The following is a 20,430-nucleotide window of genomic DNA, read 5'->3' on the forward strand; positions in this document are numbered from 1 at the left end:
GTTTTATGCCCGAACTGAAACTCGACGCCATCGACCGCAGGATCCTCGCCACCCTCCAGCAGGACGCGCATACCACGATGGAGGCGCTGGCGGCGGAGGTTGGCCTGTCGCCCTCGCCCTGCGCCCGGCGGGTGCGCAACCTGGAGGCGGCGGGCGTCATCAGGCGCTATGTGGCTGTCGTAGATCAGGACAAGGTCGGGCTGCCGGTCAGCGTGTTCGCCTCGATCAAGCTGGAGCGCCAGCGCGAGGATGAGCTTGACCGCTTCGCCAAGGCGATCGCCCGCTGGCCGGAAATCGTCGAGTGCTACCTGATGACCGGGCAGCGCGACTATCTCCTGCGCATCGTGGTCAAGGACCTGCCGGCCTATGAAGCCTTCCTCAAGCGCACGCTGACCCGGCTGGAGGGCGTCGCCTCGATCGAATCGAGCTTCGCGCTGAGCCAGGTAAAGCATTCGCAGGCGCTGCCGATCGCGTGAACGCGGATGATTGCCGGCGCGGGCGACGGCCCCTATCCTGCCGGCCCTTCCGGCACGAGGCGCGAGGCAGCCATGGCGAAGCACGGTCCTATCCGCATCGGCGTCGGCGGCTGGACGTTCGAGCCGTGGCGCGGGGTGTTCTATCCCGAAGGCCTGACCCAGAAGCGCGAGCTGGAATATGCCGGCTCGAAGCTCACCGCCATCGAGATCAACGGCACCTATTACGGCTCGCAGAAGCCCGAGAGCTTCGCCAGATGGCGGGCCGAGACGCCGGACGGCTTCGTCTTCTCGCTCAAGGGCCCGCGCTTCACCACCAATCGCCGGGTGCTGGGCGAGGCGGGTGAATCGATCGAGCGCTTCTTCAACAGCGGGGTGACCGAGCTGAAGGAGAAGCTCGGCCCGGTGAACTGGCAGTTCATGGCCACCAAGAAATTCGACCCGGACGATTTCGAGGCCTTCCTCAAGCTTCTGCCCCGGCGCGTCGAGGGGCAGGACATCCGCCACGCGGTGGAGGTGCGGCACGACAGCTTCAAGTCGCCGGACTTCGTCGCGCTGGCGCGGGAATACGGCGTCGCCATCATCTTTGCCGGCGACAGCGCGTTTCCCGTCATCGCCGATGTCACCGCCCCCTTCGTCTATGCCCGCATCATGGGCACAAGCGAGGATGAGGCGCTCGGCTACGCGCCCGCGGCTTTGGACGGCTGGGCCGCGACGGCGAAAGCGTGGGCTTCGGGCGAAACGCCGCCGGCGCTGAAGGGGGCGTTGCTCGCCCCGCCGGCGCAAGCCGCGCCGCGCGAGGTGTTCCTGTTCGTCATCTCGGGCTTCAAGCCCCGCAACCCCGCCGCCGCCATGGCGCTCATCGAGCGGGTGTGAGCGGCTCGCGGGCAAATGCCAGCCGCGCCTGCGTGCCGCGCGGCGCCACCCGTGTGATCTCCAGCCGCCCGCCATGCAGCGCGGCGATGCGGCGGATGATCTCCAGCCCGATGCCGAGCCCGCCGGCGCGGCGGTAATGGCCGGGCGCGTCGTGAGGGTCGCCCGCCGCCGGATCGAAGCCGCGACCGTCGTCGATCACCGCGATGCCGGGACCGTCATCGGTCCGCACCACGATGGATACGCCCGGCCCGCCATGGCGGACGGCGTTCTCGATCAGGTTGCGGATGGCGTCCTTCAGCAGCGCGGCATTGCCGGGCACACCGGGATTGTCGGTCTCCTCGAAGGCGATGCGGCCCCCGCGCGCATAGACGAAGGGCGCCAGCGTGGCCACCATGTCGCGGCCGATCTCGTCCAGCGCCACCGGGGTGAAGCCGCTGCGGTCGGAGGCCTCCAGCCGGGCCAGCGTCACCAGCTGCTCGACGAAATGGGTGAGTTCGTCCAGCTCGCCGAGGGTCCGGCGCGCCGCCGGGTCGTCGATGCGCTCCAGCTCCAGCCGGATCACCGCCAGCGGGGTGCGGATCTCGTGGGCGATGGCGGAGGTGAAGAGCTTCTGCGCCTCCATCAGTTCGCGGGTGCGGGCATAGGAGCGGTTCACCGCGCCGGCGAGCTGGGCGATCTCGCGCGGCATGCCGGCCTGCTCCAGCCGGGCGTCCGGGCTCAGCGGGTCGAGCCGCTCGGCCTGCTCGGCCGCCGCCGTCACCGGCGCCAGCGCGGCGCGGATGGAGATGAGCGTGGCGCCGAGCACGAAGATGAGCGTCAGGCTCATCGGCAGCACCATGTGGTCGAGCACCTCGTCGCCCAACACCTCCCAGACGACGTTCTGCGTGTCGCCCCTCATCGCGATCTCGAAGAAGATCCTCTGGTCACCACGTTCGATGATGCGGCCGCCGGCAAAGGACAGCGGGTATCCCGGCGAGAGCACGCGCAGCCAGAAGGTCGGCGGGTTGAGCTCGAGCGGCAGGAAGTGCTCGATGCAGTCCGCGTCGCAATGGGAGAACAGCACCACCCCGCTCGCCGTGCGCACCCGCGCCACATAGCCCGAGGCCTCGGTGCCATAGCGGCCGGCGAGGTCCGGCGGCAATTGGTAGGAGAGCCGCGTGCCGGCGCTCACCAGTCCGGTGGCAAGGGCGTCGGTTTCCTGTTCGAGGGCGAGAAGGGAGAGATATTCCGGGTCGCTGCCATATTCCACCAGCACGGCGACGAGCTGCGCCAGCATCGCCAGCGCCGCGAACAGCACGATGCGCAGCGCGACGAGGCGCCCGAGCGGCGCCCGCACCCCGGCGGTTCTCACGCCTCGGTCTCGCGCAGCAGGTAGCCGACGCCGCGCACCGTCTCGATGGCGGTTCGGGTGGGGAAGGGCGCGAGCCGCCGGCGCAGCCGTGACAGCACGACCTCGATGGCGTTGGGGCTCACCTCCTCGTCGAAGCCGGAGAGGCGCTCCTCCAACCCGCGCTTGGGCGTCACGCGGCCGGCATTGCGCAGCAGTATTTCCAGCGCCGCCCGCTCGCGCGGGGCCAGCGCGATCACCTCCGCGCCGCAGCGCGTCTCCTGCGTGGCGGGGTCGAAGCGCAAAGCCCCCGCCTCCAGCACCGGGTTGGAGGAGACCGGTGCCCGGCGCAGCAGCGCCCGGGCGCGGGCCAGCAGCTCGCCATTGTTGAACGGCTTGGTCAGATAGTCGTCGGCGCCGGCGTCGAGGCCGGCGATGCGCTCGTCTACCGCGCCGCGCGCGGTCAGCACCAGCACCGGGGTGCCGTTGCGGTTGCGGCGCAGGCCGCGCACGAGGTCGAGCCCGTCGCCATCGGGCAGGCCGAGATCGAGCAGGATCAGGTCGTAATGGGTGGAGGCGAGCGCATCCTGCGCCTCGCCCGCGCCGCCCACCGCGTCGAGCCGCCAGCCGGCGGCGCGGATGGTCTCGCCCACCAGATCGCGCAGACGGGCGCTGTCTTCAACCAGAAGAAGCCGCATCCGCGCTCACCGCCTTTTCCATCCGGTCACCATGGACCACACCAGGTTCTCGCGGTGGCGCACGCTTTCGAACAGCGCCGCCGCCGCGTGCAGCAGCGCCAGCACCAGTATGGCATTGGCGAGGGTCTCGTGAAGCTCTTCCAGCCAGTCCTCGCCCCAGAAAGCGTCGAGCGTGCTCATCCAGCCGGTGAGGCACACGCCGGCGAGCAGCGCCATCAGCGCCAGCATCATCGCCGCCCCGGCCGGGTTGTGGCCGAGCAGGCGCGGCTCGTGGCCATGCCGCAGCGCGCGGACATAGGCGACGAGGCGGGCGGGTGTCGGCACGAAGTCGGCGAAGCGCGCGTATTTCGTGCCGGTGAAGCCCCAGACGAGGCGGACCGCGAGCGCGCCGGCGACGACATAGCCGACGATCCGGTGCGGGCTCTCGCCGTCCTCCAGAATGAACAGGTTGAGGACGCAGCCGGTGACCACGGTCCAGTGGAACAGGCGCACGACCGGGTCCCACACCCGGACACGCGCGCCCGCGGCCGGCGGCGCGCGGCCGCCGGCCTGAACGACCCGCTCGGTCATCAGTCGATCTCGGACTTCACGACGGCGCCGGTAACCGGGTTGAAATAGACTTCGGCCTTCTTGTTGTCCTTGGTGTAGCCGTAGATCTCATAGCAGGAGCCCGAGACCTTGAAGGTCTTGATCTTCTGGTAGCCGATCTCCGCCACCTTGGCCTTCATGGCGTCCTCGCTCATCCACTTTTCCCTCGCCTCGGAGGTGCAGGCCGGGCCGGCGAAGGCGGCGGCGGGCGCAAGGACGGAGAAGGCGACGAGGCCGGCAATGATCTTCTTCATGGTGCTTTCCTGATCCGGACGATCGCCCGAAAGCGGCGATCGCCCGGAAGCTAGCGGCGGCCGCCTGTCCGCCGCCTGTCAGGCGCCCCCAAGGGAAACCCCGGCGGCGGGCGCTATTTCGCGCCCGACCATTTCCAGTCGCGCACTTCCGGCATGTCGAGGCCATGGGCGCGGATGTAGCGCGCATGCTCGGTCAGCTTGTCGCGGATCGCCTGCCGCACATGGGCGTTGGTCTTCAGCTTCGGCACCCTGTCGAGCACGTCGGCGACGAGGTGGAAGCGGTCCAGCCGGTTGCGCACCACCATGTCGAACGGCGTGGTGGTGGAACCCTCCTCGACATAGCCGCGCACATGCATGTTGTCGTGGTTGGCGCGGCGATAGGCGAGGCGGTGGATGAGCCAGGGATAGCCGTGATAGGCGAAGATCACCGGCTTGTCGGTGGTGAACAGCGCGTCGAAATCATTGTCCGACAGCCCGTGCGGGTGTTCGGATTTCGGCTGCAGCGTCATCAGGTCGACCACGTTGACGACGCGGACCTTGAGGTCGGGGAAGAAACCGCGCAGCAGCTCGGCGGCGGCCAGCGTCTCCAGTGTGGGCACGTCGCCGGCGCAGGCCAGCACCACGTCGGGGTCGACCCCGCCATCGGTCGAGGCCCATTCCCAGATGCCGATGCCCTGCGCGCAATGCTTGATGGCGCTGTCCATGTCCAGCCATTGCGGGGCCGGCTGCTTGCCGGCGACGATGACGTTCACCCGGTTCCACGAGCGCAGGCAGTGGTCGGTGACATAGAGCAGCGTGTTGGCGTCCGGCGGCAGGTAGACCCGCACGATCTCCGCCTTCTTGTTCACCACATGGTCGATGAAGCCGGGGTCCTGGTGGCTGAAGCCGTTATGGTCCTGGCGCCAGACATGCGAGGTCAGCAGGTAGTTGAGCGAGGCGATGGGGCGGCGCCATTCCACCTCCTTCGACGATTTCAGCCATTTGGCGTGCTGGTTGAACATCGAATCGACGATGTGGATGAACGCCTCGTAGCAGGAGAACAGGCCGTGCCGGCCGGTGAGCAGATAGCCCTCCAGCCAGCCCTGGCACATGTGCTCGGACAGCATCTCCATCACCCGCCCGTCGCGGGCGAGATGGTCGTCATAGGACAGCGTCTGCGCGTCCCAGGCGCGGTCGGTCACCTCGAACAGCGCCTGCAGCCGGTTGGAAGCGGTCTCGTCGGGGCCGAAGACGCGGAAGTTCCGGGTGTCCGCGTTCTGCTTCATCACATCGCGCAGGAAGGTGCCCATCACATGGGTCGATTCCAGTTCGCGGTCGCCGGGCCGGGCCACCTCGACCGCGTAGTCGGCGAAGTCGGGCAGGCGCAGCGGACGGCGCAGCGTGCCGCCATTGGCGTGCGGGTTGGCGCTCATGCGCTTGACCCCGTCCGGGGCGAGCGAGGCGATCTCGGGGCGAAGGCACCCCGCCGCGTCGAACAGCTCTTCCGGCCGGTAGCTCTTCATCCACTCTTCGAGCAGGGCGAGATGCTCGGGCTTCGACATGTCGGAGAACGGCACCTGGTGCGAGCGCCAGAAGCCTTCCGCCTTCTTGCCGTCCACCGTCTTCGGGCCGGTCCAGCCCTTGGGGCTGCGCAGCACGATCATCGGCCAGCGCGGGCGGTCGGTGTCGCCGCGCGCGCGGGCCGCTTCCTGGATCGCCCGGATCTTGCCATAGGCCTCGTCCAGCGCGGCCGCCATCGCCTGGTGCATCGGCTCGGGGTCCTCGCCCTCGACGAAGAGCGGGTCGTAGCCATAGCCCTGCATCAGCGCCGCCAGCTCCTCATGCGGGATGCGGGCGAGAATGGTCGGGTTGGCGATCTTGTAGCCGTTGAGGTGCAGGATCGGCAGCACCGCGCCGTCGGCGGCCGGGTTGAGGAACTTGTTGCCGTGCCAGGAGGTGGCGAGCGGCCCGGTCTCGGCCTCGCCGTCGCCGACCACGCAGGCGACGATCAGGTCCGGGTTGTCCAGCACCGCGCCATAGGCATGGGAGAGCGAATAGCCGAGTTCGCCGCCCTCATGGATCGAGCCGGGGGTCTCCGGCGCGGCGTGGCTGGGAATGCCGCCGGGAAAGGAGAACTGGCGGAACAGCCGGCACAGGCCGGCCTCGTCGCGGGAGACGTCCGGGTAGAGCTCGCTATAGGTGCCCTCCAGATAGGTCGCCGCCACCACGCCCGGCGCGCCATGGCCGGGACCGGCGATGAACAGCACGTCGGCGTCGGTGTCGCGGATCAGGCGGTTGAGATGGACATAGAGGAAGTTCAGCCCCGGCGTCGTGCCCCAATGGCCGAGCAGGCGCGGCTTGACGTGGTCGAGCGTCAGCGTCTCGCGCAGCAGCGGGTTGGCGAGCAGGTAGATCTGCCCGACCGAGAGATAGTTCGCCGCCCGCCACCACGCGTTCATCCGCTGCACGAGATCCGGGCCGAGCGTGCCCGTCGCCTGTTCCGTCGCCATTGCGAATTCCTCTCCGGATATGTTGCTGACAGGTGAGATAGGGCGCATCCGCGCCGCGTCGCTTTGTGTGAGGTCTTTGCGTGTCACGGCACCAGCACCGCCGCGCCGTGGAAGCGCCCGGCGCGCAGATCGGCCAGTGCCGCGTTGGCGTCCTCGAGCGCGTAGGTGGTGGTGGTGGCGACGATGCCCGCGCGCGGCGCCAGTTCCAGAAACTCCAGCGCGTCGGCGCGGGTCAGGTTGGCTACCGAGAGCAATTGCCGCTCCTCCCACAGCAGGGAATAGGGAAATTGCGGGATGTCGCTCATGTGGATCCCCCCGCACACCACGCGCCCGCCCTTGCGCACCGCGCGCAGCGCCAGCGGCACCAGCGCGCCGACCGGGGCGAAGATGAGCGCGGCGTCCAGCTCCTCGGGCGGCGCCTGCCCGGAGCCGCCGGCCCAGCGTGCGCCGAGCGAGAGGGCGAGGTCCTGCGCGCCGGTGTCGCCGGCGCGGGTGAAGGCGTAGAAGTCGCGCCCCTGCCAGCGGCAGAGCTGGGCGATGAGATGGGCGGCGGCGCCGAAGCCGTAAATGCCCACCCGCCGCGCCTCGCCGGCCATCTTCAGCGTCCGCCAGCCGATCAGCCCGGCGCACATCAGCGGGGCGGCGGCTACCGGATCAGGGAAGCTGTCGAGCGGGAAGCAATAGGCGGCGTCGGCCACCACATGGGTGGCGAAGCCGCCGTCGCGGGTGTAGCCGGTGAACAGCGGCGCGTCGCACAGGTTCTCGCGCTGCATCGCGCAATAGGGGCAGGCGCCGCAGGTGTGGCCGAGCCATGGCACGCCCACCCGCGCGCCGATGGCCGGCGCCGCGACGCCCGGCCCGCGCGCCTCGACGATGCCGACGATCTCATGGCCGGGCACGACCGGAAGCGGGCCGGGCGGCAATTCGCCGTCGACGAGGTGAAGGTCGGTGCGGCAGACGGCGCAGGCTTCCACGCGCACCCGGATCTCGCCGGGCCCCGGAACGGGCAGGGGACGCTCCTCGGGACGAAGAGCCTCGCCATAGGCATGGAGGACCATGGCCTTCATCGCAAATCCTTCGCGTGTGACGGAGACGCCATCCAACAGGTTCATTGCCGGCCTTTCGTTGATCGCGGTCAAGGCACCGGCGCAAATGACGTCTACTCAGATGCATCGGCGCCGGGGCCGCTCCCGGGTTTCGGCTTTTGCGCGGCTTGGCGGATGGCGCGGGCTGCGCCATCCTCCGGATCATCCGGTGCAATCCTAGGGAGGCACGATGGCAAGCCAGCGACGGTCCCACTTCTTGCCTCTCGTGCTGGCCCTGTCGGCCTGCCTGGTGCTTCCCGCGGCGGCGCAGGACAGCGCCGCCGGCGGTTCGGCGGCGGGGCTCACGGCGAAGCTGCAGGCGCTGATCGGCAGGCTCACGGGAAACAAGCTGCCGGCCGGCATCTTCTCCACCAATGGCCGGATCGAGGCCGAGCAGGTGCTGGTCGCCGCCAAGCTGGCGGGCAGGGTGCTCGCCGTGCTGGTCGAGGAGGGCCAGACGGTGGAAACCGGGCAGGTGGTCGCCCGCATGGACACGTCCGAGCTGGAGGCGCAACTGGCCGGCGCGCAGGCGCAGGTGCGCCGGGCGGAGAAGGCCATCGCCGAGGCCGAGGCCGCCATCGCCCAGCGCGAGAGCGAGCGCACGCTCGCCGAGCAGGAGCACCAGCGTGCCTCCAGGCTCAACCAGAGCGGCTATGGCACCGCCCAGTCGCTCGATCTGCGCCAGAGCCAGCTCAATGTCGCGGTGGCGGCGCTCAGGGCCGCCAATGCCGCGCTCGACGAGGCGCACGCCTCTGCCGATGCGGCGCGGGCCGAGGTGGCGCGCATCCAGTCGCAGATCGACGATTCCACCCTGCGGGCGCCGCGCCGGGGCCGGGTCGAGTACAAGCTGGTGCAGTCCGGCGAGGTGGTGGCGGCCGGCGCGCCGATCGTCACCCTGCTCGACCTCTCCGACGTCTACATGACCGTCTTCGTACCCGCGCGCGTCGCCGGGCGGCTGGCGCTGGGCGACGAGGCGCGCATCATTCTCGACCCGGCGCCGGACTATGTGGTGCCGGCGACGGTGAGCTTCGTCGCCTCCGGCGCGCAGTTCACGCCGAAATCGGTGGAGACGGCGGATGAGCGCGAGAAGCTGATGTTCCGTGTCAAGCTGCGCATCGCGGCCGAATTGCTGCGCCAGTACGAGGACCGGGTGAAGACCGGCGTGCGCGGCCTCGCCTATGTGCGCACCGATCCCGCGACCGCCTGGCCCGACACGCTCGGCGTCAAGCTGCCGCAATGAGCGGGCCCGCCATCGAGGCCTCCCTTGCGCCGGTGGAGGCACCGGTCGTGCCGCCGGTCATCGCCCTGGCCGGTGTCACCCATCGCTACGGCCGGACGCTGGCGCTCGACGGCGTCGACCTTTCCGTTCCGGCAGGCTGCATGGCGGGGCTGATCGGGCCGGACGGGGTGGGCAAGTCGACCCTGCTCTCGCTCGCCGCCGGCGTCACCCGTCTCCAGCAGGGCCGGGTCGAGGTGCTGGGCGGCGACATGGCGGACCGGCACTGGCGGCGGCAGGTCGGCGGGCGCGTCGCCTACATGCCGCAGGGGCTGGGGCGCAACCTCTACCCGACCCTGTCGATCACGGAGAATCTCGACTTCTTCGCCCGCCTGTTCGGGCAGGGGGCCGGCGAGCGGGCCGAGCGCATCGAGGAACTGCTGGCCGCCACCGGCCTCTCCGCCTTCGCCGCGCGCCCGGCCGGCAAGCTGTCGGGCGGCATGAAGCAGAAGCTCGGCATCTGCGCCGCGCTGATCCATGATCCCGACCTCGTCATCCTCGACGAGCCGACCACCGGCATCGATCCGCTCTCGCGCCGGCAGTTCTGGGAGTTGATGGCGCGGCTGCGCGCCCGCCGGCCGTCGATGAGCGTCATCGTCGCCACCGCCTATATGGAGGAGGCCGAGCGCTTCGACTGGCTGGCGGCGATGAATGGCGGGCGGGTCCTCGCCACCGGCAGCCCCGCCGACATTCTCGCCCGGGCCGGCGAGGACACGCTGGAGCGCGCCTTCGTCGCGCTGCTTCCACCGGCCGAGCGCGCGCAGGACGGGCCGCTGCCGGACCTGCCGCCGGTGATGCATGATGGTGAGCCGGCTATCGAAGCAACCGGCCTCACCCGCCGCTTCGGCGATTTCGTTGCCGTCGATCATGTGAACTTCCGCATCGAGGGCGGCGAGATCTTCGGCTTCCTCGGCTCCAACGGCTCGGGCAAGTCGACCACGATGAAGATGCTCACCGGCCTGCTGCCGGCGAGCGAGGGCGAAGCCAGGCTGTTCGGCGCGCCGCTGGCCGGCGGCGACATGGAGACCCGCAAGCGCGTCGGCTACATGTCGCAAGCCTTCTCGCTCTATGCCGAGCTCACCGTGCGGCAGAACCTGGTGCTGCACGCGCAATTGTTCGAGATACCCGATGCCGCCGCGCGCGTCGCCGAGATGGAGGCCCGCTTCGACCTCGCCGCTGTCGCCGATATGCGGCCCGAGAGTCTGCCGCTGGGCATCCGCCAGCGCCTCCAGCTCGCCGTGGCGGTGATCCACCGGCCGGAGATCCTCATCCTCGACGAGCCGACCTCCGGCGTCGACCCGGTGGCGCGCGACGGCTTCTGGCGCACGCTGATCGAGCTCTCGCGCCAGGACGGCGTCACCATCTTCCTCTCCACCCATTTCATGAACGAGGCCGAGCGCTGCGACCGCATCTCGCTGATGCATGCGGGCAAGGTGCTGGCGGTCGGCACGCCCGAGGCACTGAAGCGCGCGCGCGGCATGGCGACATTGGAAGAGGTGTTCATCGCCGTGCTGGAGGAGGCCGGGATGGGCCGGGAGGAGGAGCGCGCCGAGCTGAAGCAGCGCCCCGCCGCCCTCGCCCCGGTGAAGCGCTTCGACGCCGGCCGGCTGTGGGCCTACACCCGGCGCGAGGCGCTGGAGATCGCGCGCGACCCCGCCCGGCTCGCTTTCGCGCTGATCGGGCCGATCCTGCTGCTGTTCACCTTCGGCTACGGCATCTCCTTCGATGTCGAGAACCTGCCCTATGCCGCCTTCGACCAGGACCGCAGCGCGCAGAGCCGGCAATTGCTGGAGAGCTTCGAGGGCTCGCGCTATTTCGAGACCCATGCGCCGATCGCCTCCATCGAGGAGCTGGAGACGCGGCTCAAGAGCGGCGAACTGAAGCTCGCCATCGAGATTCCCCCCGATTTCGGCCGCGACCTCATGCGCGGGCGCCAGCCCGAGGTCGGCGTGTGGCTCGACGGCTCGATGCCGTTCCGCGCCGAGACCACGCGCGGCTATGTGCAGGGCATCGCCCAGAGCTACCTCGCCGACGCGCAGATGCGCAGCACCGGCACGTCGGGCGCGCTCGCCCCGTTCACCATCGAGCCGCGCTACCGCTACAATCAGGCGTTCAAGAGCGTGAACGCCATGGTGCCGAACGTCATCATGCTGATGCTGGTGCTGATCCCCGCCATCATGACCGCGCTCGGTGTGGTGAAGGAGAAGGAGACCGGCTCGATCACCAATTTCCAGTCGACCCCGGTGACGCGCTTCGAATTCCTGCTCGGCAAGCAGCTTCCCTATGTCGCCATCGCCTTTGTCAGCTTCCTCACCATGGTGGTGGCGGCGCGCCTGGTGTTCGGCGTGCCGGTGAAGGGCTCCTTCGCCACGCTGGCCTTCGGCTCGCTGGTCTATGTGTTCGCGACCACCGCCTTCGGCCTGCTGGTGTCGAGCTTCGTGCGCAGCCAGGTGGCGGCGATCTTCGCCACCGCGATCATCGCCATCATCCCGGCGGTGAACTTCTCCGGCCTGCTGGTGCCGGTGTCCTCGCTCTCCGGCGGGGCGCGCCTCATGGGGCTGGCCTTCCCTTCCGCCTGGTATCAGCAGGTCAGCGTCGGCGCCTTCACCAAGGGGCTGGGCCTTGCCTCGCTCTGGCAGGACATCGCCATGGTGTTCGCGCTCGCCCTGGTCTTCCTCGCCGCCGCCATGGCGGCGCTGCGCAAGCAGGGGGCCTGACATGCGGACCGGACGCCTTGCCGGATTGCTTGCCCGCCTCGCCCGCATCTGGCGCCTCGGCATCAAGGAGCTGTACAGCCTCCGGTCCGACCCGGTGCTGGCGGGGCTGATCCTCTACACCTTCACCGTGGCGGTCTACACCGTCTCGGCGGGGGCCAGGTTCGAGGTCGAGAACGCGGCGGTGGCGGTGGTCGACGAGGACCACAGCGCGCTCTCGCGCCGGCTGCGCGACGCGCTGCTGCCGCCCTTCTTCAAGCCGGCGGTGCTGATCGGCGCCGACGGGATCGACGCGGCGATGGATGCCGGGCGCTTCGTCTTCGTGGTCGAGATCCCGCCGAAATTCGAGCACGACCTGATCGCCGGCCGCGACCCCGAGATCCAGCTCGACATCGACGCCACCGCGATGTCGCAGGCGGGCAATGGTGCAGCCTACATCCAGAACATCCTGCAGCAGGAAGTGGCAGCAGCGCTTGCAGCCACGTCCGCAGCCATGTCTGCAGCCACGTCCGCAGCGACCGCGGCAGCGCCGGTGAACGTCGTCATCCGGCCGAAATTCAACCCGAACCTCACCTCGGCCTGGTTCACCGCGGTCATGCAGGTGATCAACAACGTCACCATGCTCGCCGTCATCCTCTCCGGCGCGGCGCTGATCCGCGAGCGCGAGCACGGCACGATCGAGCATCTGCTGGTGATGCCGGTGACGCCGATCGAGATCATGCTGGCGAAGATCTGGGCCAACGGCCTTGTCATCGTGGTGGCGGCGACGCTGTCACTCGTCGTGGTGGTCGAGCGGCTGCTGGGCGTGCCGGTGCAGGGCTCGGTGCCGCTGTTCGTCGCCTCCATGCTGGTCTACCAGTTCTCGGTCACCGCGCTCGGCATCCTGGTCGCCACCGTCTCGACCTCGATGGCGCAATTCGGCCTGGTGGTGATGCCGATCCTGATCGTGATGAACCTGCTGTCCGGCTCGACCACGCCGATGGAGAGCATGCCGGTCTGGCTGCAGAACGTGATGCAGCTCTCCCCCTCCACTCATTTCGTCGCCCTCTCGCAGGCGGTGCTCTATCGCGGCGCCGGCCTGTCGGTGATCTGGCCGAACCTGCTGGCGCTGGCCGCCATCGGCGCCGCGTTCTTCGGGCTGGCGGCGCTGCGCTTCCGCAAGGCGTTGCAGGCCGCGGGCTGACGTCCCTCTTGTGCGGCGCGGCGAATGGATTTCTAATGGCCGGGCCGGGCAACAAGGGCGTTGCCGGCGATGCGGCAGGGAGTGCCGGCAGCCCCTCGCGGGGCCGTTCCTCCCTGCGCCGTCCTTTGCTGCGCCATGGGGAAACGGCCGCGCCATTCTCGCGGAGACCCCGATGCCGACCGCTTTCCCCGCCGGTTCTTCCCCCGCCGGTTCTTCCTCCGCCGGCGCCCTCGACCTTTCCGCCTATCGCCTCGCCGCCGAGCCCTATTACCGGCCGGTGGGCGACGAGATCGCCGTGTTCGAGGCGGCGTGGCGGCACCGGCTGCCGGTGATGCTGAAGGGCCCGACCGGCTGCGGCAAGACCCGCTTCGTCGAGCACATGGCGTGGCGGCTCGGCCGGCCGCTGATCACCGTGGCGGCGCATGAGGACATGACCGCCGCCGATCTCGCCGGCCGCTTCCTGCTCACCCCGGAGGGCACGGTGTGGCATGACGGGCCGCTGACCCAGGCGGTGCGCCATGGCGCGATCTGTTATCTCGACGAGATCGTCGAGGCCCGGCAGGACACCACGGTTGTCATCCATCCGCTCACCGACGCGCGGCGCATGCTGCCGCTGGAAAAGCGCAACGAGCTGGTGGCGGCCCATGCCGATTTCCACCTCGTCATCTCCTACAACCCCGGCTACCAGAGCGCGGTGAAAGACCTCAAGGAATCGACCAAGCAGCGCTTCATCGCCATCGATTTCGACTATCCCGCGCCGGCGCTGGAAGCCGAGATCGTGATGCGCGAGGCGGGTGCCGACGCGGCGCTGGCCCGTACGCTGGTGGCCATCGCCGCCTGCTCGCGAAACCTGCGCGGCCACGGGCTGGATGAGGGCGCCTCCACCCGCATGCTGATCCATGCCGGCCGGCTGGCGGCGGGCGGGGTGTCGCTGGAGGCGGCGGTGCAGGCCGGCATCGTGCTGCCGATCACCGACGATGCCGACATGCGCCGGGCGCTCAGCGCGGCGATTTCCGCCTGTTTCGCATGAGCGGGGCCGTCGCTCTCGCCCCTCCGGCGTTGGCCCGCCTCACGCGGCTGATGGGCGGGCGCGAAAACCTCGCGGCCAGCTTCGCCGACACCTGCCGGCGGCTCGCCGCGCGCCATGGCGAGGCGGCGCTGGAGCCGTGGGCGGGCGGCGCGCTGGCGCTGGTCGAGGTCAATGCCGGCGCCGGGGCGCTGCTCGCCTTCTGGCGCGCCAGCCTGGAACTGTCGGGCCGGCTCTCCCCGGCGGCACTCGGCGAGACCGGCCATGCCGCCGCCGCGCTGTGCCGCGAGGCCGGCGGACGGGCCACCCTTGCTGCGCTCGACGCCTTCGTGGAGATCGCCCCGCGCCTTGCCGGGCCGGCGGAGCGGACGCTGTTCTGGCGGGCGCTGCTCGCGCTGGCGCAGGCGGCGCCCGATGGCGTCGCGCTTGTCGCCGCGCAGGCGCGCCGTCTGGTCCGGCCGGGCCATGTGGCCGCGTTCGAGGGTTTCGTCGCGGCGGGGCTGAAGGCGGCGGGGCGCGACCGGGCGCGCCAGCGCGCCTTCTTCGCGCTGGAGGACCCGCTGGCGCTCGGGCTGCTGGCGCGCATCGGCGCCGGGCCGGGATTTGCCGAGCTGGAGACCGATTTGTGTCGGGTGCTCGCCGCCCTGTGGGGCACGCCGCCGCCGCTCCAGCCGCTGCCGCCCGGGGGTGAGGCGCCACGCCGTGTGAACATCGCCGGCCCGGTGGTCCGCCTGCCGGAGGTGTTTCCCGGCGTCGCGGGGGAAGCGGCGCGCGCGCTCTACCGCGCCGCCGCGCTGCATGCCGGGGCGCATCTTCATTTCGGCAATCCGCGCTTCCCGATCGGCAAATTCAAGCCGGTGCAGATGGCGCTGGCCGGGATCGTCGAGGATGCCCGGGTGGAGACGCTGGCGATGGCGCGCTATCCCGGCCTGCGCCGGCTATGGGCGCCCTATCATGTCGCCTCTTCCGCCGATGGGCCGACCGTCGCCTCCCTGCTCGCCCGGCTGGCGCGCGGGCTGTTCGATCCGGCCTATCGCGACCCCGACGCGCTGGTCGGCAAGGGGCAGGAACTGTTCGCCGCGGCGCGCGGGCGGATCGACGACCCCGCGCTCAGCCTCGCTATCGGCACCCGGCTGGCCAACGACATCGGCCAGCGGCGCCTGCGCTTCGACGCGCGCGGCCATGTGGTCGAGCCGGCCTATCGCGACGACGGGCTCGGCCTGTGGGACTTTTCCGACATCGCCCCGGAAGCCGCCGACGAGGTCGAACTGATGGTCGAGGCCGCCCGCCTCGAGCGGCGCGAAGGCGGGGACGGGCCGCCGGACGCGGCGCCTTCCCCCGAACCGGCCGGACGCGCCCGCCCGCGGCCGGCCGGCGAGACCGGCGCCGTCATCGCCACCTATCCCGAATGGGACGCGGCGGCGGGGATCGAGCGGCCGGACTGGACCAGCATAAGGGCGGTGATGCCGGCCGCCGGCGACACAGGCGGGCTCCGGCACGCGCTGGAGCGGGCGGGCCCGGTGCGCGCGCGCATCGCCCGGCTGGTGAAGGCGGCCAGGGTCGGGCGCGCCGCCCGGCTGAAGCGGCAGGCGGAAGGCCACGATCTCGACCTCGACGCGGCTATCGAGGCGGCGATCGCCCGGCGCGCCGGCGAGGTGCCGGACCTGCGGGTGTTCCGCTCTACCGCGCTCAGCCAGCGCGACCTCGCCGTGCTGGTGCTGATCGACATGTCGCAATCGACCCGCGCCCGGCTGGCCGACGGGGCCGGCGTGCTGGATGTGGAAAAGCTCGCCGTGGCGATGCTGGCCGAGGCGCTGGCGGCGCTCGGCGACGCCTTCGCGCTCATCGCCTTCGCCTCCAGCGGGCGCGGCGACGTGCGGGTGTGCGAGGTGAAAGGCTTCGACGCGCCCTACGACACGGCGGCGGCGGCGTGTCTCGCCGGGCTCTCCAGCGGCCTGTCGACCCGGCTCGGCGCGGGCCTGCGCCATGCCGGGGCGCAGATCGCCCGCGTGCGCGCCTTCCGCAAGCTCATCCTCGTGCTCACCGACGGCGAGCCCTCCGACATCGACGCTTCGGGCGAGGATCTGGTGCAGGACGCGCGCCGCGTGGTGCTGCAACTGCGTTCGCAGGGCATCGACACGTTCGGCGTCACGCTTGATCCGGCCGGTGTGGGGTCCGGCCCCGCCATCTTCGGCAAGGCCAATTCCATGCCGGTGCGCCGGGTGGAGGAACTGCCCGCGCGGCTGTCGGAACTCTATTTCCGGCTGGCGCGGCGGTGATCTCCCGTGCGGCCGTCATCCTGGACGCCCGTAGGACGATCCGGGATCGCTCGCGGCGCGGACCTGCGTGCTTTGAGGCCGGCGCAAAGCGCCGGCACCTCAGCATGACGAGCGTCTTGCAGAACAGCGACGTCCCGGGGGAGCGTCACAGGAGCACCGTCATCCTGAGCCTCGAAGGATGGTCCTCGTGGCTCGGGACGGTCATGGCCGGTCTATGCCCGGCCATGGCCGTCCTGGAAGCGGCGGCCCCGCTCACCGATGCGCGGTGTCGGGGTTGGGAATGCCTTCGATCGGGCACTCCTCGGTGCCGACCATCGGGCGGGTGAAGGATTCCACCATCTCGCGGGTGCCTTCCGGGTCGGCGATCCACTTCCGGTAGAAGTCGTAGGGGCAGGCGGCCTCGCCCTTGTCGCCGTCGCCGGAATTGATCATGCCGGTATAGCCGCGGTGCACCAGCTTGAAGAGGTGGTTCTCCGACTGCATGTTCTTGCGCGCGTCGCGGATCAGCGAGGTGGAGAGCGCGGCGTACTGGATGCCGTAATCCTCCTCGCCGCATTCGCCCAGCGTGCGCCCGTCGAAGCCGACAATGGCCGAGTGACCGAAATAGGAATAGACGCCGTCGAAGCCCGACGCGTTGGCCACCGCGACATAGACGTTGTTGGCGAAGGCCATCGCCTTCGACATCAGTACCTGCTGCTCCTTGGCCGGGTACATGTAGCCCTGGCAGCGCACGATGAGTTCGGCGCCCTTCATCGCGCAGTCGCGCCAGATCTCGGGATAGTTGCCGTCGTCGCAGATGATCAGCGAGATCTTCAGCCCCTTCGGCCCTTCCGAGACATAGGTGCAATTGCCGGGATACCAGCCCTCGATCGGCACCCAGGGCATGATCTTGCGGTATTTCTGCACGATCTCACCCTTGTCGTTCATCAGAATGAGCGTGTTGTAGGGCGCCTTGTTGGGGTGCTCCTCATGCTGTTCGCCGGTCAGCGAGAACACGCCCCACACCCGGGCCTTGCGGCAGGCCTCGGCGAAAATCTCGGTCTCGTCGCCGGGGATGGTCGAGGCGGTCTCGTACATCTCCTTGGAATCGTACATGATTCCGTGGGTCGAATATTCCGGGAAGATGACCAGGTCCATGCCCGGCAGGCCCACCTTCATGCCCACCACCATGTCGGCGATCTTGCGGGCGTTCTCAAGCACCTCGGCCTTGGTGTGCAGGCGGGGCATCTTGTAGTTCACCACCGCCACGCCGACGGTGTCTTTGCTGCTGGAAACGTCGCCGTGCATCATGGGAATTCTCCTCGGGATAAGCCGCGCGGGCGCGCTCGCAAGCGGCCGGGCCGGTGCGTTTTCGGGGGACGGGAACGGGGCGCCGCAGGGGAGGGCCGGCCGCGGCAGGCGTCAGGGCGGAACCGCGTTGTTCCGCCGGGGCATTCGGGCATAAAAAAAGCCCGGCAGGCTCTCGCGAACCTTGCGGGCTACGTTGCCATGCACGGCCAACAGCGTTGGTGGCCGGGCGGGAGATGGCGTGCCGGGCCCGACTGCCCGGAAACCATCCATGGGTAATATCTAATCATCATCGCCGCGCCAGTTCAAGAGCCGGCGGGCGGCGTGGCCGCGGCGCCGGCGTCGCGGCCGCGCGGGGAAATCTGCAACAGCTCGGTGGCGTGGATCAGCGACGCCGCCATGTCCTCCATCGGCACCCGCTTGGCCATCGCCTGCCGGCGCAGGCTCTGATAGGCGTCCTCCTCGGTGAGGCCGAGATTCGCCATCAGGATCGACTTGGCGCGCTGGATCGTCTGCAGGCCGGCGAGCTTGCTTTCCAGCCGGGCGACGCGCTTTCGCGCCTCCTGCCGCTCCAGCCACAATGTGCGGGCAATGGTGAGGTTGGTCAGCAGGCCGAACGGCCGGATCGGCCGCTCCACCACCGCCACCGCGCCCGATTCCAGCACCAGTTGCAGCGTTGCGGGGTTCTCGTAGCCGACCACCGCGATCAGCGTCGGGCGTCGGGTCGGATCGGCCTTGAGCAGTTTCACGATGGCGGTGCGCGCATCCGGCTCGATGGCGAGCAGGACCACATCGGCGCCGGCCGGCCAGTCGGCGGGCACCGGCCAGACGATCTCCACCGCGCAGCCGATGCGGCGCAGATGCTCCACCAGGCTCGGGCGCTCGTCGTCGGGCGGGTGGATCACATGCACCCGAAGGCCGCGCAAATCCTTGAGCACCTGCATCGCCATCTCGCCGCCTCCCGTCACGACAGCGCGAACTGGCGGCCATCGGCCGGCCAGTCATCGAGGTTCTGAACCACGCAATAGGGGTCCGGCCTCACCGGGGCGCCGGCGTCCCACACCACCTCGAAGCGGGCATCGGCGCCGAGCCGGGCGATGCGCGGGCGCAGCCAGGTGTGGTGGTTGCCGGGCTCCACCCGCACCCGGCCCTGCGGCGCCTCGAAGGCCCCGGCGCCGAGTTCTGCGAGCAGGGCGTCGGGCGCGTCGGTGCCGGCGCGGGCCAGCGCCTGCATGGCGAGATGCAGCTGGAAATAGGCGGCCTCGGCAGCGGCGGTGACCGGCGTGGCTACGCCGTAGCGCTTCTTGAAGGCGGCGACGAAGCGCCTTGCGGCCGGCGTGCCCAGCGTCTCGAAGAAGGGGGCGGCGGTGATGTGGCCGCTCGCCACTTCAGGCGCCATCAGCGCCACCTCCGCCTCGCTGGTGGTGAGGCTGGCGATCGGCAGGATGCGCGAATCGAAGCCGGCGGCGTGATGGGCGGCGTAGAGCTTGGCCGTATCGGCACCGACCACGGTGGAGAAAATGACGTCCGGCGCGGCCTCGCGGACCTTGTCCATCACCTCGGCGAAATCGGCCTCCGACGCGCCGAGCGGCACATAGGTCTCGCCCAGCACCCGCCCGCGCGACTGCACCACGAAATCGCTCATGATGCGGTTCGACTCGTAGGGGTAGACGTAGTCGGAACCGACGAGGAAGAACCGGTTGCCGTAATGGCCCAGCAGGTAGTTGGCGAGCTGGATCGAATTCTGGTTCGGCGCCGCCCCGGTGTAGACGCAGTGGCGCGAATATTCGAAGCCCTCGTAAAGCGTGGGGTAGAACAGCAGCCCGCCCTGCGCCTCCACCACCGGCAGCACCGCCTTGCGGGTGGAGGACATGTAGCAGCCGAAGATGAGCCGCACGCCATCATCGACCAGCAGCCGCTCGGCCAGCCGGCGGAAGGCGCGGGGGTCGCAGGCGGGGTCGCGGATGACGGCCTCGACGCGCCGGCCGAGGACGCCGCCGGCGGCGTTGATCTCGTCGATGGCGAGCAGCGTGCCGCCAAGCTGCGAGGTCTCCACCGCCGCGGTGACGCCGGTGGCGGAGAACAGCACGCCAACCTGCCAGCACGCGGCCGTCGCATCGCTGCTTGGGAAAACCCTCGCCATTGGCCGTCTGCACCCCGCGCCGGAAACTCGTCCGGCGCATGCGACCAGTACCGGCCGCGCCGCGCAATACGGCGTTTGCCCCCTTTACGCGCCGAAACGGTCGCGCAGTTCGCGGCGGACGCTGTCGAGAATCTCGGCCGAAAGCGCCGGATCGCCCTCGGCCACGCCGCGCGCCATGGTGAGCGCGCCGATCATGCAGGACAGCACCGCCACCGCCTGCCGGCGGCGGGCCTCGGGCGGGGCGTCGTCCATGTGGCGCGCGATGGCGTCGACGAAGCCGTTGAGCCCGGCGGCATAGCTCTTCTGCAGGTCGGCCGACTGGCGCGAGACCTCGGCGCCGAGGGCGGAGAGGGCGCAGCCGCGGGCGGGATCGTCACGATGGGCGGGGGTGAGGTAGCGGTCGAGAATGGCGGTGAGGTCGGCCGATCTGAGCCAGCCCTGGATGCCTTCGATGCAGGCCTCCCGGCAGGCCGCGTCGGCGAGGTCGGCCTTGGAACGGAAATGGCCGTAGAAGGCGCCGTGGGTGAGGCCGCTGGCCTGCATGATCTCGGCGACGCCGACATCCTTGAAGCCGCGTTGGCGAAACAGGCGGGACGCGGATTCGAGAATCGACCGGCGATGCTCGGCGACCTTGGCTTTCGTGACCCGCAACGCAGTTCTCCCCGACGCCGGATGGATGGCCCGCTACGCCCCGGGGCGCAGTGCCGACCCTAAGAGCACGAAAAGCGGGC

Annotated in this window: 17 protein-coding genes; 7 read left to right on the forward strand and 10 right to left on the reverse strand. The window is 70.0% G+C overall.

All coding sequences use genetic code 11. From position 1 onward, the window contains the following. The first annotated feature begins 5 nt into the window (after positions 1–5). The gene (locus KHC23_RS23405; protein WP_213376119.1) at positions 6–476 is read left to right on the forward strand and encodes an Lrp/AsnC family transcriptional regulator; all 471 of its coding nucleotides are present in this window, start codon (positions 6–8) and stop codon (positions 474–476) included. Between the two features lie 72 nt (positions 477–548). Beyond that, positions 549–1,349 carry a DUF72 domain-containing protein gene (locus KHC23_RS23410; protein ID WP_213376120.1) on the forward strand — a complete coding sequence of 267 codons (801 nt, stop codon included), beginning with the start codon at positions 549–551 and terminating at the stop codon, positions 1,347–1,349. On the opposite strand, the gene KHC23_RS23415 is transcribed toward KHC23_RS23410, so the two are convergent. The 6 genes from KHC23_RS23415 to KHC23_RS23440 form a co-directional block, all read right to left on the reverse strand. After that, a complete protein-coding gene (locus KHC23_RS23415) occupies positions 1,333–2,700 on the reverse strand; it encodes a sensor histidine kinase (RefSeq protein WP_271188661.1) in 1,368 nt (455 codons plus the stop codon). The genes KHC23_RS23410 and KHC23_RS23415 overlap by 17 nt on opposite strands. Beyond that, entirely contained in the window at positions 2,697–3,374 is a 678-nt protein-coding gene (locus tag KHC23_RS23420; RefSeq protein WP_213376121.1) for a response regulator, read from the reverse strand. Before KHC23_RS23420 ends, KHC23_RS23415 begins: the two co-directional genes overlap by 4 nt. 6 nt (positions 3,375–3,380) lie before the next feature. After that, a complete protein-coding gene (locus KHC23_RS23425) occupies positions 3,381–3,944 on the reverse strand; it encodes a cytochrome b/b6 domain-containing protein (RefSeq protein WP_213376122.1) in 564 nt (187 codons plus the stop codon). Next, a complete protein-coding gene (locus KHC23_RS23430) occupies positions 3,944–4,216 on the reverse strand; it encodes a PepSY domain-containing protein (protein WP_213376123.1) in 273 nt (90 codons plus the stop codon). The genes KHC23_RS23425 and KHC23_RS23430 overlap by 1 nt, the downstream gene beginning before the upstream one ends. Before the next feature lie 113 nt (positions 4,217–4,329). Next, positions 4,330–6,705 (reverse strand): phosphoketolase family protein, encoded by a 2,376-nt coding sequence (locus KHC23_RS23435; RefSeq protein WP_213376124.1) that lies wholly within the window; start codon positions 6,703–6,705, stop codon positions 4,330–4,332. Positions 6,706–6,788: 83 nt separating this feature from the next. Then, complete coding sequence (locus tag KHC23_RS23440; RefSeq protein WP_213376125.1) at positions 6,789–7,772, reverse strand: zinc-dependent alcohol dehydrogenase family protein; 984 nt, start codon at positions 7,770–7,772, stop codon at positions 6,789–6,791. A gap of 208 nt (positions 7,773–7,980) precedes the next feature. On the opposite strand from KHC23_RS23440, the gene KHC23_RS23445 reads away from it, so the two are divergent. From KHC23_RS23445 to KHC23_RS23465, 5 genes are all read left to right on the forward strand, one after another. Further along, entirely contained in the window at positions 7,981–9,030 is a 1,050-nt protein-coding gene (locus KHC23_RS23445; protein ID WP_213376126.1) for an HlyD family secretion protein, read from the forward strand. Beyond that, positions 9,027–11,783 (forward strand): ribosome-associated ATPase/putative transporter RbbA, encoded by a 2,757-nt coding sequence (rbbA, locus tag KHC23_RS23450; protein WP_213376127.1) that lies wholly within the window; start codon positions 9,027–9,029, stop codon positions 11,781–11,783. The genes KHC23_RS23445 and rbbA overlap by 4 nt, the downstream gene beginning before the upstream one ends. A gap of 1 nt (position 11,784) precedes the next feature. Next, entirely contained in the window at positions 11,785–12,963 is a 1,179-nt protein-coding gene (locus tag KHC23_RS23455) for an ABC transporter permease (RefSeq protein ID WP_246544912.1), read from the forward strand. A 172-nt stretch (positions 12,964–13,135) separates the two neighbouring features. Then, positions 13,136–13,993 carry a CbbQ/NirQ/NorQ/GpvN family protein gene (locus KHC23_RS23460; protein ID WP_213376128.1) on the forward strand — a complete coding sequence of 286 codons (858 nt, stop codon included), beginning with the start codon at positions 13,136–13,138 and terminating at the stop codon, positions 13,991–13,993. Continuing rightward, the gene (locus KHC23_RS23465; protein ID WP_213376129.1) at positions 13,990–16,269 is read left to right on the forward strand and encodes a nitric oxide reductase activation protein NorD; all 2,280 of its coding nucleotides are present in this window, start codon (positions 13,990–13,992) and stop codon (positions 16,267–16,269) included. The genes KHC23_RS23460 and KHC23_RS23465 overlap by 4 nt, the downstream gene beginning before the upstream one ends. A 252-nt stretch (positions 16,270–16,521) precedes the next feature. On the opposite strand, the gene KHC23_RS23470 is transcribed toward KHC23_RS23465, so the two are convergent. The 4 genes from KHC23_RS23470 to KHC23_RS23485 all read right to left on the reverse strand — a co-directional run bounded on the left by KHC23_RS23470 (position 16,522) and on the right by KHC23_RS23485 (position 20,350). Beyond that, positions 16,522–17,559: an aliphatic amidase gene (locus tag KHC23_RS23470; protein ID WP_213376130.1), complete on the reverse strand. Its 1,038-nt coding sequence runs from the start codon at positions 17,557–17,559 to the stop codon at positions 16,522–16,524. A 302-nt stretch (positions 17,560–17,861) separates the two neighbouring features. After that, complete coding sequence (locus KHC23_RS23475; RefSeq protein ID WP_213376131.1) at positions 17,862–18,506, reverse strand: ANTAR domain-containing response regulator; 645 nt, start codon at positions 18,504–18,506, stop codon at positions 17,862–17,864. Positions 18,507–18,520: 14 nt separating this feature from the next. After that, positions 18,521–19,699: a transporter substrate-binding domain-containing protein gene (locus KHC23_RS23480; RefSeq protein WP_213376132.1), complete on the reverse strand. Its 1,179-nt coding sequence runs from the start codon at positions 19,697–19,699 to the stop codon at positions 18,521–18,523. 84 nt (positions 19,700–19,783) lie between these two features. Continuing rightward, positions 19,784–20,350, reverse strand: a complete 567-nt coding sequence (locus tag KHC23_RS23485) for a TetR/AcrR family transcriptional regulator (protein ID WP_213376133.1) — start codon at positions 20,348–20,350, stop codon at positions 19,784–19,786. Between the last annotated feature and the right edge of the window lie 80 nt (positions 20,351–20,430).

Origin of the sequence: Ancylobacter dichloromethanicus (assembly GCF_018390645.1) — a bacterium.
Lineage (GTDB): Bacteria > Pseudomonadota > Alphaproteobacteria > Rhizobiales > Xanthobacteraceae > Ancylobacter > Ancylobacter dichloromethanicus.

Bases quoted from the DNA above. Each gene is read 5' to 3' on its own strand.
- KHC23_RS23480 (WP_213376132.1), bottom strand. From the start codon at position 19,699: ATGGCGAGGGTTTTCCCAAGCAGCGATGCGACGGCCGCGTGCTGGCAG.
- KHC23_RS23405 (WP_213376119.1), top strand. From the start codon at position 6: ATGCCCGAACTGAAACTCGACGCCATCGACCGCAGGATCCTCGCCACC.
- KHC23_RS23410 (WP_213376120.1), top strand. From the start codon at position 549: ATGGCGAAGCACGGTCCTATCCGCATCGGCGTCGGCGGCTGGACGTTC.
- rbbA (WP_213376127.1), top strand. From the start codon at position 9,027: ATGAGCGGGCCCGCCATCGAGGCCTCCCTTGCGCCGGTGGAGGCACCG.
- KHC23_RS23475 (WP_213376131.1), bottom strand. From the start codon at position 18,506: ATGGCGATGCAGGTGCTCAAGGATTTGCGCGGCCTTCGGGTGCATGTG.
- KHC23_RS23455 (WP_246544912.1), top strand. From the start codon at position 11,785: ATGCGGACCGGACGCCTTGCCGGATTGCTTGCCCGCCTCGCCCGCATC.
- KHC23_RS23430 (WP_213376123.1), bottom strand. From the start codon at position 4,216: ATGAAGAAGATCATTGCCGGCCTCGTCGCCTTCTCCGTCCTTGCGCCC.
- KHC23_RS23465 (WP_213376129.1), top strand. From the start codon at position 13,990: ATGAGCGGGGCCGTCGCTCTCGCCCCTCCGGCGTTGGCCCGCCTCACG.
- KHC23_RS23470 (WP_213376130.1), bottom strand. From the start codon at position 17,559: ATGATGCACGGCGACGTTTCCAGCAGCAAAGACACCGTCGGCGTGGCG.
- KHC23_RS23425 (WP_213376122.1), bottom strand. From the start codon at position 3,944: ATGACCGAGCGGGTCGTTCAGGCCGGCGGCCGCGCGCCGCCGGCCGCG.
- KHC23_RS23460 (WP_213376128.1), top strand. From the start codon at position 13,136: ATGCCGACCGCTTTCCCCGCCGGTTCTTCCCCCGCCGGTTCTTCCTCC.
- KHC23_RS23440 (WP_213376125.1), bottom strand. From the start codon at position 7,772: ATGAAGGCCATGGTCCTCCATGCCTATGGCGAGGCTCTTCGTCCCGAG.
- KHC23_RS23435 (WP_213376124.1), bottom strand. From the start codon at position 6,705: ATGGCGACGGAACAGGCGACGGGCACGCTCGGCCCGGATCTCGTGCAG.
- KHC23_RS23445 (WP_213376126.1), top strand. From the start codon at position 7,981: ATGGCAAGCCAGCGACGGTCCCACTTCTTGCCTCTCGTGCTGGCCCTG.
- KHC23_RS23420 (WP_213376121.1), bottom strand. From the start codon at position 3,374: ATGCGGCTTCTTCTGGTTGAAGACAGCGCCCGTCTGCGCGATCTGGTG.